Annotated in this window: 12 protein-coding genes; 8 read left to right on the top strand and 4 right to left on the bottom strand. The window is 50.7% G+C overall.

Annotated elements, in window-relative coordinates:
• Positions 1-120: 120 nt before the first annotated feature.
• The 3 genes from ACO0LI_RS11005 to ACO0LI_RS10995 form a co-directional block, all read right to left on the bottom strand.
• Positions 121-498, bottom strand: coding sequence for a protein-tyrosine phosphatase family protein (locus tag ACO0LI_RS11005; RefSeq protein ID WP_423032593.1), 378 nt, complete (start codon positions 496-498; stop codon positions 121-123).
• Positions 499-668: 170 nt separating this feature from the next.
• On the bottom strand, positions 669-1,145 hold the full coding sequence (locus tag ACO0LI_RS11000) for a hypothetical protein (RefSeq protein WP_423032592.1): 477 nt from the start codon (positions 1,143-1,145) through the stop codon (positions 669-671).
• Positions 1,146-1,218: 73 nt separating this feature from the next.
• A complete protein-coding gene (locus ACO0LI_RS10995; RefSeq protein ID WP_423032591.1) occupies positions 1,219-3,006 on the bottom strand; it encodes a DUF885 domain-containing protein in 1,788 nt (595 codons plus the stop codon).
• 231 nt (positions 3,007-3,237) lie between these two features.
• Here ACO0LI_RS10995 and ACO0LI_RS10990 point away from each other — a divergent pair, with 231 nt between their 5' ends.
• From ACO0LI_RS10990 to dut, 7 genes are all read left to right on the top strand, one after another.
• On the top strand, positions 3,238-4,386 hold the full coding sequence (locus tag ACO0LI_RS10990; RefSeq protein ID WP_423032590.1) for a methyltransferase: 1,149 nt from the start codon (positions 3,238-3,240) through the stop codon (positions 4,384-4,386).
• A 74-nt stretch (positions 4,387-4,460) separates the two neighbouring features.
• A complete protein-coding gene (locus ACO0LI_RS10985) occupies positions 4,461-4,676 on the top strand; it encodes a hypothetical protein (RefSeq protein ID WP_110257360.1) in 216 nt (71 codons plus the stop codon).
• A gap of 138 nt (positions 4,677-4,814) precedes the next feature.
• Complete coding sequence (locus ACO0LI_RS10980) at positions 4,815-5,792, top strand: bifunctional riboflavin kinase/FAD synthetase (protein WP_422951161.1); 978 nt, start codon at positions 4,815-4,817, stop codon at positions 5,790-5,792.
• Between the two features lie 66 nt (positions 5,793-5,858).
• Positions 5,859-8,723 carry an isoleucine--tRNA ligase gene (gene ileS / locus ACO0LI_RS10975; RefSeq protein ID WP_423032589.1) on the top strand — a complete coding sequence of 955 codons (2,865 nt, stop codon included), beginning with the start codon at positions 5,859-5,861 and terminating at the stop codon, positions 8,721-8,723.
• A 92-nt stretch (positions 8,724-8,815) separates the two neighbouring features.
• Positions 8,816-9,340 (top strand): signal peptidase II, encoded by a 525-nt coding sequence (gene lspA, locus ACO0LI_RS10970; protein ID WP_422951163.1) that lies wholly within the window; start codon positions 8,816-8,818, stop codon positions 9,338-9,340.
• 17 nt (positions 9,341-9,357) lie between these two features.
• Positions 9,358-10,563, top strand: coding sequence for a bifunctional phosphopantothenoylcysteine decarboxylase/phosphopantothenate--cysteine ligase CoaBC (gene coaBC / locus ACO0LI_RS10965; protein ID WP_423032626.1), 1,206 nt, complete (start codon positions 9,358-9,360; stop codon positions 10,561-10,563).
• 58 nt (positions 10,564-10,621) lie between these two features.
• Positions 10,622-11,071 (top strand): dUTP diphosphatase, encoded by a 450-nt coding sequence (gene dut, locus ACO0LI_RS10960; RefSeq protein WP_422951164.1) that lies wholly within the window; start codon positions 10,622-10,624, stop codon positions 11,069-11,071.
• Positions 11,072-11,373: 302 nt separating this feature from the next.
• Here dut and ACO0LI_RS10955 read toward each other — a convergent pair whose 3' ends face one another.
• Entirely contained in the window at positions 11,374-11,898 is a 525-nt protein-coding gene (locus ACO0LI_RS10955; protein WP_423032588.1) for an NADPH-dependent FMN reductase, read from the bottom strand.
• A 255-nt stretch (positions 11,899-12,153) separates the two neighbouring features.
• Here ACO0LI_RS10955 and ACO0LI_RS10950 point away from each other — a divergent pair, with 255 nt between their 5' ends.
• Positions 12,154-13,020, top strand: coding sequence for a pirin family protein (locus tag ACO0LI_RS10950; RefSeq protein ID WP_423032587.1), 867 nt, complete (start codon positions 12,154-12,156; stop codon positions 13,018-13,020).
• The last annotated feature ends 8 nt before the right edge of the window (positions 13,021-13,028 follow it).

Raw genomic sequence — 13,028 nt, 5'->3', positions numbered from 1 at the left:
ATTTTTGGTGGCGCACCAAAACAGGCGAGTGAATATTTTTCCCGAGGGAAATTTAAATTTCCTCAGTGAAATATTTATCGGAAAAGATGAATAACAAAATCTGCGAAAAGCAGAATTTTGCTATTTCATGCGCGCAATGCGGCCTGATACCTGTTCAGCCAAATCGATTTGTTCTTCGGTATCGGGAACGGTAACAGCGCCTGCCTTGCTGATCATTGCCAGCGCAGCATTAGCAGCAAGCCCGCGTCTTATCAATGCTGCTGCGACAAGCAGGCCAATCCGCCCTATCCCGGCGCGGCAATGAATGACGATATTATTTCCATGGAGAATGTCATCATGCAATTGCACCACCAGTCTCTGCGTGACAGAAAAAGACGATGGCAAGCCTTTGTCCTTGATGGGGTAATGCATGAAGTTAATTTGATTTGCAGCGCATAAATCTGGCGCGGTCAGCAAACCCAGATCACGTATTTCATGGGTTTCCAGCAGAGAGACCATCCTGCTGATGCCGAATTACGCAATGCCACGAAATTCATCTTCTATCCATTCGCCCGCAACAGGCTTGGCCATGACGGCGATAAAACCTTTGCCGATCTGGCTGACTTTATAAATATCAGGGCGCATTGCTATTTACTGTTGAGAATCATGTCAGCTTGATTTGCACAATACTAAGAGCATTGCGGAGGCAACTTGCCAGAATATTTCCCCATCCTGTCGCCCGTGCCAGGTTTGCCTATGGTCAACACAAGCTGTTCATTTATCCAATCAATTTTCGATACTTGCGTAAAGACTTTGCCTTTATTGCTGACTTCACTCACCAAATCACCAGCGTCATTGATCTGCCAGGTACCCTCAATAAAACTCAGCCCAAGTTTACGCAAATCTTCCGCCTTTTTCCCACAAGGTGGATACATGACAAAACTATGGTCCGCCTTGTATTGAACCACTTCTCCTAAAGGGCTCGACGATTTGTAAAGAGCCAGTTTATCTGCGCTTAATGCAGCAATTTCGGTGGTCAAACCTTTTTGCCATGTGCCGATAAGCAGTTGCTCTTTATCCTTGATAGCCGATTCCAGACTGAATGCGTAACCGGGGCACATCACCATAAGAGCTAACATAAAATTGAGTGATTTTAATCTGATCATGGCGGGCGACTTTACTTGATAATTTTGAAGAACAACAATACTAGCAACAATTCAGAAATCATTTAAGAAATCTTTACTTTCCCGCATCCTTCAACATCAGCTTCTTGATCATCCCCACAGGTGCACTGCCATAGCTCAGGAATTGCTCATGGAATTGCTTGAGTTTGAATTTATCGCCTTGCTCTTTCTTGAGCTGTTCGCGGAATTCAAGTATCTCGCTATAACCACTGAAATAGCTCGTGAGCTGCACGGATGTATATTGCACACGCAGCCATTTCCCGTCAGCCTCTGCCTTGGTCTGAAAAGCCTGGTTCATCAAGAAGTCTTTGGCTTCTGCCTCAGTCATGCCGAGTACGTGCACCTGATAATCGAGGATGGTATTGCAGACTGCACGCAAGTTCCATTTGTAATACATAAGCCACATCTCGGGCGTGTTGCCACCATAGCCTGACTCCAGCATCATGCGTTCGCTATACACGGCCCAGCCTTCTATCATTGCGCCATTGCCAAACAGGGTCTTGATTATTGACGGTGATTTATTTGCATGTTGCAGTTGCGTGTAATGGCCAGGAATTGCTTCGTGGATGTTCAGTATCTGCAAGACCCAGTGATTGTATTCCCTCAGCGTGCTTTCAACTTGGTCGGCGGGTTGTCCATCAAAAGGAGTAACGTTGTAATAGGTTTTATCATTGGGTCTGAAGATGCCCGGTGCTTCGATGGAGGCCAGACTGACGCCGCGTTGATATTCTGGTGTCTCACGTACGACCAGTGGCTTTTTCAGGTCCAGGCTGACGAGATCATGTTCGCGTATCCATTTTTCCAGCTGCGGCAATTGTTTTCGAATTTCAGAATACAAGTCTTTTGCGACCACATGATTTTCAGACAGTTTGTCGATGACCATGGCAATCTTCTTGACGCGATCTGCAGGCTTGGCTTGCGCACCCATGGTTTTATCCCAGAGCTGGTCAGCCAGTTTTTCCATATTATTGTGCGCTTCGTCCCTGGCGGTCAGTGCGCGCTGATAAGTTTGTTCGGCGCTTAATGAAGACTGGATATCCGCAGTGAATTTGCCTTCATATAGCTCCTTGCCTATGCGGAAAGAACGGGCCGTTGCAGGATCAAGTTTCTTTTCCAGATTTTCCAGAAATTGCACATAGTCATTGACGGCAGCCCGGGCATTTTTCAAGCCCTCTTCCAACGCCTGCTTGTCTTTTGTTGAGAGTTTTTCCTGCGATGCTGCTTTCTCCAGATCAGCCAATACCGAAATCGCGCCAGCACTTTGCTTGATCGCCAGATGGGTGTGCTCAGGCGTAGGGTTTTTGATGCTGGCTTTAGCTGCTGCATAATAGGCAGGCACAGCTTGCAGGCGCTGTATCGCCATCAGTACCCGCTTTGCTTTCGGCGCGAAGTCCGTATTGAGAATGGCATCAAAACTGCCGGCAATATTATGCTGGGTAGGGTTCCATTCAAATTCGCGGAACTGTGTCAAATACCATCGTGTGCCATTCAGGTAATTGCGTATCAGCGCCAGGTCAGTCTGTTCTTTGGCGGACAAGGCATCTGCCCCGACCTTGTTCAACTGCGCCAGCCAGTTATCGGTGAATGCAACATAGGCATCGCGGGTAGCCTGATCTGGCAATACCAGCTTATTGGCATCCTGGTAACGGCCTGCTGCCATCGCCATGTCCGGGTCTTGTTGCCACAATGCGCTGAGAAAGGCTGTCTTGATCTGTGCAAAACCCAGGTCTGCCTTCTTGCTTTCCAATGCGGTCGAGGGAGTAGCAGCCAGGCTGAGAGGAGCAGCAATAATCAATGACGACAACAAAGTCGCAAGAACAACAGGACGAAATTGGATGGGCATAGTGAGTTCCTAGTAGGCTAATAGCAGGCTTAATATATTAAGAAGCATGAGGTTAACATAAGATTGTGCCTGGCAGCTGTATTTTTACTTTGTCCCAATTAGGGAAATTCGCTTGCAAAACCATGCACACCCTCACAGAGCCCTCATCCAGTCTGCATTCTTTGTTACACTCCAGCCTTGGCCAGACACTGGCAAACCTGCAGCATCAACAAAATCAACAAAAAGAAAAATATGAACACCCCCGATCCCGCTCTGCAATTGCACTGGACAGAAAACGACGAAGCCCGCTCATGCCGCTGGCATTCCGAGAGTGGTGCAGCAGCGCCCAAGCGTGTGCAGATTGCCGATGATCGCATGAATGTCGAAACCGCCTACAAGCTGGCGTGTGAAGGTACAGCCTTGCTATGGCGTGGTGATTACCACAATGCCAAGCAGCTATTGCAGGCACTGGCACGCCGCATAGATAAAAAACCAGCCAGGGCCAGCAAAAAGGCCAAGGTGCCTGAATCTGCGAAAGAAGCATTCAACCTGCACCGCCAGGCACAATCGCAAAGAGCGCGCGTGCTGGCGATGGTCTTGATACCCTTTGAAGCCGACTACCGCATCACCCTGCGCCGAGCGCCGGATGTAACACTAGCCTGCCGCGAAGTCTATGGTGAACCCAGCACGGCCTTTGTGGCTTCCCTGCGTGAATTGCTGGGTCTGATAGGTGCGCATGAATGGCGCAAGAATGGTGTAGAGATAGCTGCGCTGGGTGCAAAAATCCACCCTTACTATGGCGTGTTTTCTCCAGTACGTGGTGAATACATAGATTTGCTGGCAAAAGCCCCGCTGCCATCGACGACACTGGCGTTTGATATTGGTGTGGGTACGGGCGTACTGTCTGCCTTGCTGGCCAAGCGTGGCGTCAAGAAGATAGTCGCTACCGATCAGGACCAGCGAGCCCTAGCCTGTGCCCGTGAAAACATAGACAGACTGGGTTTGTCCGCCCAGATTGAATTGGTGCAGGCAGACCTGTTTCCGCCTGGTCGCGCGCCCCTGATAGTCTGTAACCCACCATGGTTGCCGGCACGCCCTAATTCACCGATAGAATATGCCGTCTATGATCCCGACAGCCGCATGTTGCGCGGCTTTCTGGCTGGCGTGGCAGAGCACCTGGAACCACAGGGTGAAGCCTGGCTGGTCATGTCTGATTTTGCTGAACACCTGGGCCTGCGTACTGCTGCAGAGTTGCAAGGCTGGATAGATGCTGGTGGTTTGACGGTAGCGGGCAAGATGGATATCAAACCGCGCCATCCAAAATCAACCGATGAAAACGATCCCTTGCACGCAGCCCGCGTCAAAGAAGTTACTTCATTGTGGCGTTTGAAATTAAAATAGCATTTGTAGTTGTGGTCAGTAGCTGCCAAGGTACTGACCACCAGAATTGATTAATCGTTTAGAAAATTAGCATCATGATCAACAAACCCGCCCGCATCCTGACCTTTAAATGCAAAAATTGCAGCAAATCCGTCCAGGTTTTCCTGCAAAAAGTCTCTGCCTGCTCCCACATTCAACCCTATCAAGGCATTTGCAACTGCGGCGAGATCATGAAACATGCAACTGGCAATAAGGAAGCTGTGCAGTCTTACCTGAGCTCCAATGATGTTTTGTGGTCACATCATCATTGATTCAGGTGCCAAATGCTGAGAAATGGGAGGATTTCACAAATTAATCCCTTGTGAAATTTGCATTTCCACCTCAGATCAGGTCTATAGCCAGACGAAAGCATTTATAATCTACGGCTTTGCAGCAGTTTTCTGGAAACAATGAAGGTATTTCGCGGACTTCCAAATGCAGCCTCCCGTGCACCCTGTGCGCTGGCGATAGGCAATTTTGACGGCGTACATCTGGGCCACCAGACTTTGCTTGCCCGTTTGCGGGATGCCGCCACACGTCTGGGCATAGAAGCTGCCGTCATGACATTTGAACCACATCCGCGTGCATTCTTCGCGCAGATGCAGGGCGACCTGTCGAAAGCACCTACCCGTATCGCCAATTTGCGCGACAACATGGCTTCGCTGCAGGCTGCTGGCGTAGATCGCGTCATCGTTGAACATTTCAATGCCCACTTTGCCGCATTGTCACCGCAAGACTTCATAGAAAAAGTGCTGGTCGATGGCCTGCATGTCAAATGGGTCATGGTCGGTGAAGATTTTCGCTTTGGTGCCAAACGCGCTGGCGATGTCGCCACCCTGACCGAAGCAGGCTTGCGCCACGGTTTTACCGTAGAGACGCTGCCCTCAGTGCAAAACAAGGGTGTGCGCATATCCTCGTCTGCAGTACGCCTTGCGCTGGCGAATGGTGATTTTGATGAGGCAGAAGCCCTGCTGGGTCACCCTTACCGTATTTCAGGCCATGTGGTGCACGGCCAAAAGCTGGGGCGCACCATAGGTTTTCCTACGCTGAACCTGCGTATTGCCCATCACCGCCCTGCCCTGCATGGCATCTTTATCGTGCAGGTTCACGGCCTGGCCGAACAGCCTTTGCCCGCCGTTGCCAGCCTGGGTGTGCGCCCTACTGTCGATGACAGTGGCCGCGTGCTGCTGGAAACCCATGTATTCGATTACAGCGGCCATGCTTATGGCAAAGTCGTGCAGATAGAATTTTTGAAAAAACTGCGTGACGAAGAAAAATACATAGACCTGCCTACCCTGACTGCGGCCATCAACAAAGACGCTGAACAGGCTCGTGCCTATTTTGCCGACAGCCACCGCCCTGCCCGCTCTGCCACTGACCGAATTTGAAGCTCACACTTTGTTTGTTGTGATTGCTTGTGACTTCATCCCGATTTTAAAAATAGAAAACTCATTATGTCTGAAAACAAAGCGGCAAAAACTGCCAGTAAATACCCGGTCAATATGACCGAAACCACCTTCCCTATGCGCGGCGATCTGGCCAAGCGTGAACCCAAGTGGGTCAAGGAATGGCAAGACAAAAAAATCTATGAACGCGTGCGCAAGGCATCTGCCGGTCGCCCAAAATTCATCCTGCACGACGGACCACCGTATGCCAATGGTGATATCCATCTCGGTCACGCGGTCAACAAGATATTGAAAGACATGATAGTCAAAGCCCGCACCATGGCTGGCTTTGATGCACCGTACGTGCCAGGCTGGGATTGCCATGGCATGCCTATCGAAATCCAGGTTGAAAAACTGTTTGGCAAGAACCTGCCAGTGGCCGAAGTACATGCCAAAGCACGTGTATATGCGAATGAACAGATAGAAAAACAAAAAGCCGGCTTCATCCGCCTTGGTGTTTTGGGCGAATGGGATAACCCCTACAAAACCATGGCCTTTGGCAATGAAGCGGATGAACTGCGCGCACTCGGCAAATTGCTGGAAAAAGGCTATGTCTATCGTGGCCTGAAACCAGTCAACTGGTGTTTTGATTGCGGTTCTGCCCTGGCGGAAGCCGAGGTTGAATATGAAAACAAACGCGACCCGTCCATCGATGTCGGTTTCCCGTTTGCGGAACATGACAAGCTGGCTGCCGCCTTTAAGCTCGACAAACTGCCGCTGGACAAAGGCTATTGCGTCATCTGGACGACAACGCCATGGACTATCCCGTCCAACCAGGCGCTGAACATGCATCCGGAAATCACTTACGCTCTGGTCAAGACCCAGCGTGAAGGTGAAGACATCCTGCTGATATTGGCAAAAGACCTGGTTGAAGCCAGCCTGACTAACTACGGTTTGACAGGTGAAGTCATCGCAACTTGCCTGGGTGCGGATTTGTCTGAAATCAAATTCAAACATCCACTGTCAGCACTGGATGCGGGCTATGACCGTTTTTCTCCAGTCTATCTGGGTGAATACGTGAGTACAGAAACCGGTACTGGCGTTGTCCACTCTGCCCCTGCCTACGGTATCGAAGATTTCCAGTCATGCAAGGCGCATGGCATGAAGGATGATGACATCATCGCCCCTGTCATGGGTGATGGCAAATTCGCGTCCAGCCTGCCTTTCTTTGCCGGCATGACAATCTGGGAAGCATCCAAGCCTATCTGCGACAAGCTGCGTGAAGCAGGTACGCTGTTCTCGTTCAAGATGTTTGAGCATAGCTATATGCATTGCTGGCGTCATAAGACGCCTATCATCTATCGCGCCACTTCACAGTGGTTTGCCAGCATGGACAATACGCCCAAAGCCGGTGGCGACAGTTTGCGTCAGACAGCATTGAAAGCCATCGATGACACAGCCTTTTTCCCGGCATGGGGCAAGGCACGTTTGCATGGCATGATCGCCAACCGTCCTGACTGGACCTTGTCACGTCAGCGTCAATGGGGTGTGCCTATGGCCTTCTTCCTGCATAAGGAAACTGGCCAATTGCATCCACGCACACCTGAGCTGCTGGAACAAATCGCCCTGCGCATAGAAAAAGAAGGCATCGAAGCCTGGCAAAAAATCGAAGTTGCTGATTTGCTCGGTGATGAAGCTGCCATGTATGTCAAGAACCGTGACACCTTGGATGTGTGGTTTGATTCTGGCGTGACACATCAGACTGTCTTGCGCGGCTCACATAAAGCGCAGTCAGCCTTCCCGGCAGACCTGTATCTGGAAGGTTCTGACCAGCATCGCGGCTGGTTCCATTCTTCACTGCTGACAGCATCCATGCTGGATGGTCGTGCGCCTTACAAAGCCTTGCTGACACATGGTTTTGTCGTCGATGGCCAAGGCCGGAAAATGTCCAAGTCCTTGAAAAACGGCATGGAGCCGCAAGAAATCTCCAGCACCCTGGGTGCTGACATCTTGCGGCTGTGGGTAGCGTCTTCTGATTATTCAGGTGAATTGTCTATCTCTGATGAAATCCTGAAACGTGTGACAGAAGCCTATCGCCGCATCCGTAATACCCTGCGCTTTTTGCTGGCCAACACTTCTGATTTTGATGCGGCAAAAGATGCTGTTGCGATCAATGAATTGCTGGAGATAGATCGCTATGCCATCGCCAATACGGCAGCGTTGCAAAAAGATATCCTGGCACATTTTGAGGCATTTGAATTCCACCCTGTGGTCAGCAAATTGCAATCATTCTGCTCGGAAGATCTGGGTGGTTTCTATCTCGACATCCTGAAAGACCGCCTGTACACCAGCGGTACGACTTCGCATGCGCGCCGTTCTGCACAAACGGCGATCTGGCATATCACGCAATCACTGCTGCGCCTGATGGCACCAATGCTGTCTTTCACCGCAGAAGAAGCATGGCAATTCTTTGCCGCTGCCGATGCCTACAAAGACAGCGATGAAACCATCTTCACGCAAACTTATTACAGCTTGCCGGAGATCGCTGATGCTGAAGCCCTGCTGACCAAGTACGCCGCCCTGCGTGCAGTGCGCACTGATGTGACCAAACAACTCGAAGAAGTACGTGTTGCTGGTGGCATAGGTTCATCCCTGCAGGCAGAAGTGACAATCAAGGCCAGCGGCAGCAAGTTTGATGTATTGAACAGCTTTGCCGATGACTTGAAATTCACCCTGATCACCTCCGCAGCAGGTGTGGAGCAGGTTGCCAGCGAAGCGGAAGAAGCCGTGGTCGTTACTCCATCCAAATACGAAAAGTGCGAGCGTTGCTGGCATTATCGTGCAGACGTGGGTAGCAATGCTGAGCACGCTGGCCTGTGTGGCCGCTGTGTCAGTAATCTGTTTGGCGCTGGTGAAGCACGTCGCTTTGCATAGTAAAAATGTAGTTGTAATGTAGTTGCGAGTGTGGAGCAGGTGTAACCTGCTCCTGCCTGCATTAATCAAGACTTCACAAGAGTTCAATATCCATGGCGACCAAAAAACGTCCTGCTGCATCAAATAATTCTTCAGGCACCAAGTCATCTGGTTCCAGCCTGATACCCTGGCTGGGTCTGGCCGCCATCATTATCTTACTGGATCAGGTCACAAAAATCACGATCAGCAAGGCCTTTGCCTTTGGCGAGACTTTGAGTATTACTTCGTTTTTCAATCTGACGCTGGTTTACAACAACGGGGCAGCCTTCAGCTTCCTTGCCAATGAACCAGGCTGGCAGCGGTACTTCTTTACGGCTATCGGTTTGATCGCAGCCGCTTACATTATTTACCTGTTGAAACGCCATGCAGGACAAAAACTGTTTTGCACTGCACTGACGCTGATCAAGGGTGGCGCCCTAGGCAATGTCATCGACAGGGTGGTGTATGGTCATGTCATAGATTTCCTGGATTTCCATTACACAACTTATCATTTCCCGGCATTTAACATCGCTGACAGCGCGATTTGCGTAGGTGCGGCATTATTCATAATAGATGAATTACGCCGCGTCAAAAAATAAGGAATAACACCATGAGTCTGCGACTGGCTGGTAAAAAGATTGTTCTGGGCCTGACTGGCGGCGTCGCCTGTTACAAAATTGCAGAATTGACGCGCGCACTTGGCAAGGCTGGGGCCGATGTACAGGTGGTGATGACAGAATCTGCCACCCATTTCATCACGCCAGTGACCATGCAAGCCCTGTCTGGCAATACGGTCTATACCGACCAGTGGGATGCGCGCGTCAATAATAATATGCCGCACATAGACCTGACGCGGGACGCTGATGCCATCGTCATCGCGCCTTGCAGCACGGACTTTATCTTCAAGCTGGCACATGGTGCCTGCAATGATTTACTTTCCACTCTGTGCGTTGCCCGCCCTGCCAATCTACCATTACTCATAGCCCCAGCCATGAATGTAGAGATGTGGCAAAACCCGGCCACCCAGCGCAATGTGCAACAGATCAGGGCAGATGGCATACATCTGCTGGGCCCGGCTGCTGGCGATCAGGCATGCGGCGAAACCGGCATGGGCCGCATGCTGGAACCCGAGCAATTACTGACAGAAATCATCGCCTCCTTCCAGGCCAAGACGCTGGCTGGAAAACATGTATTGATCACCGCTGGCCCTACATTTGAGCCAATAGACCCGGTACGCGGCATTACCAATCTGTCATCTGGCAAGATGGGTTATGCGATTGCGCAGGCCGCCTGGGAAGCTGGTGCCATCGTGACGCTGGTGTCTGGCCCAACCGCGCTGGATGCGCCACATGGGGTGCGCCGTGTCGATGTACAAACTGCGCAGCAAATGTTTGATGCGGTAGTGGCTCAACTCCGGCAGCACAAGCAGGATGTGTTTGTTGCCGTTGCCGCCGTCGCCGACTGGCGCGTTGCCAATGCAAGCACGCAGAAACTGAAAAAAACCAGTGAAGGCGATGTGCCACAACTGCAATTTGCGCAAAACCCTGACATATTGGCCAGCGTCGCCGCCATGCCAAATGCACCTTATTGCGTAGGCTTTGCCGCAGAATCAGAAAACCTTTTGCAATATGGTGCTGCCAAACGCCAGAAGAAAGACGTGCCCCTGCTGGTTGGCAATATCGGCCATCACACCTTTGGCAAGGATGAGAACGAGCTGGTGCTGTTTGATGTGCACGGCCACACTACTTTGCCGCGCGCCGACAAACAAGCACTGGCCCAACAACTGGTGGCAGAAATCGCCTTGCGTTCCAGCCTCATTTAAATCTTCCCTACCTGCTCAAAGAGCGCCCGCTCTTTGAGCATTATTTTTTCTCAATACCATGAAAAACATAGACCTGAAAATTCTCGACAGCCGCATGAAAGACATGCTGCCAGCCTACGGTACACCTGGCAGCGCTGGCCTCGACCTGCGCGCCTGCATAGATGAAGCGATTACCATACAACCCGGCCAGACAGTGTTGATCCCTACCGGTCTGGCCATTCATATCTCTGACCCGGGCTACGCCGCCATGATCTTGCCACGCAGCGGCATGGGCCATAAAAACGGTATCGTGCTGGGCAACCTGGTTGGTCTGATTGATTCCGACTATCAGGGTCAATTGATGGTATCGACCTGGAACCGTGGCCAGTCAGAATTCACCCTGCAACCTATGGAAAGACTGGCGCAACTGATCATCGTACCTGTGTTGCAAGTCGGCTTTAATATCGTCGATGAATTTGGGCAGAGTGAGCGTGGTGAAGGTGGGTTTGGGAGCACCGGCAAGCATTAAGTATTTTTTGCTGGCGGCTGGGAGCGTCACTTCAAAAAGTTACTGCTATCTTAGCATCGTCGCTCCAGCGCAAGCTGGAGCCTAGCGACGTTCATAGCATACATTTATCGTCAATAAATTGACGCTCCGCAAATATCAAACCGAGTCCTTGCCCGCTGCTGTCCACAAGTATGGTTTGACTCAAACTACACGGCATACAATTAAAGACACTAGGCTCCAGCCTGCGCTGGAGCGACGAAGCCAAAACTACAGTCGTTCAACTGATATGCACCTCAAGCAAATAGCGTAGCAGTTACCGCAATTCAGGTCAGGCTAGCCAGCGCCGTCACCAATTTAGCTTTCAATTCCTCATTCTTCAATTCCTGCTTCTCCACATCAAAATTCTCATGAAAAGTCGGCACAGACAAACTTGCCTTCAGTTGCCCACCAAAAAATGGCGCAGATCCTGTAGCGGCAGCCAGTACACTGGCACCACCACGTGCGCCTGGCGAAGTCGATAGCATGACCATGGGCTTGCCCTGGAATACCTTGCCATTGGCACGAGAGCACCAGTCAAACAGGTTTTTATAGGCAGCGCTGTAGGAGCCATTATGTTCAGCAAAAGAAATCAGGATGGCGTCGCTGGCAGCGATCTTGTCCAGAAATGCCAGTGCCAGAGCGGGCTTGCCCAGTTCGGCTTCTTTATCTACGCTAAACAAAGGCAATTCATAGTCATTCAAATCCAGCAATTCAACCTCAGCGCCTGCGACCTGCTTGGCAGCATAAGTGACCAGTTGCTTGTTGATGGATTTTTTGCTGCTGCTGGCGGCGAAGGCGAGTAATTTCATGACGATGTCCTTATCGAAATTAAGAATCAAATTAAGTGCAAATCTGCTTGTTACATTGTAAAGCAAGATGATCAAGTGTCTAGGCGATAAAACCTGCCGTACTTGGGCAGAGCTGCAATGATCAATCTGGATTAGAATGCTGATTAAATGACATAAGCGACATCATTATCAAGCGATGTTTATTCAAACTGAGTAATTGAAGCCAGCGCTCCGTGCTACTTGAGCATCCCCGCAAATCTTTATTGGAAATCCATCATGAGCGTCATCAGCCTGACCATCTCCGCACGCACGAAAGACCTTGGCGGTTTTACTGTAGGGCGCATTTTGCCTTTTGCCAAACGACACCTGGTTGGCCCCTTCATTTTTCTTGACCACATGGGCCCGGCCCAATTTGAGGCAGGACAAGGCATGGATGTACGTCCCCATCCCCACATAGGTCTGGCAACAGTCACCTATCTGTTTGAAGGCAGCATGTACCATCGCGACAGTCTGGGCTCAGAACAAGAGATACTGGCTGGTGCAGTCAACTGGATGACTGCTGGACGCGGCATTACCCATTCAGAACGCAATAGCGATGCGCAACGTGCGCAGACGCGCACAGTACATGGCCTGCAAAGCTGGGTGGCCTTGCCCAAGGAATTTGAAGAGGTTGAGCCCTCTTTTCATCATCATGCATCAGAGAGTTTGCCGGTGTTTGATATTGGCCAGGTGGCACTGAAACTGATTGCCGGTTCTGCCTATGGGCACACCGCTCCCGTTAAAATTTTCAGCCCGCTGTTTTATGTAGAGGCAAAAATGCCTGCGGGTACACAGTTGCAAGTACCGGCAGAATATGCGGAACGTGCTTTGTATCTGATCTCCGGCCAGGTCAGCATCAATGATGAAGCCGTTGAAGAACGCACCATGCCCGTATTTGTGGAAGGTGCCGACGTGATAATTACAGCCACCAGCGATGCCCATCTGGTATTGCTGGGTGGAGCAACATTGCCTGAGCAGCGTTATATTTTCTGGAATTTTGTCTCCACTTCAGAAGCACGCATAGAGCAGGCAAAAGCCGACTGGAAGGCCGGACGTTTTGCCAAAGTGCCAGGCGACAATGAATTTATTCCATTACCAGAATAGGAAGCAAC

The organism is Undibacterium sp. Tian12W, assembly GCF_049339405.1.
Taxonomy (GTDB): Bacteria; Pseudomonadota; Gammaproteobacteria; order Burkholderiales; family Burkholderiaceae_D; genus Undibacterium.
The sequence above is the reverse complement of the archived record's forward strand: the minus strand, read 5'-3'. Positions and strand labels throughout refer to the sequence as shown.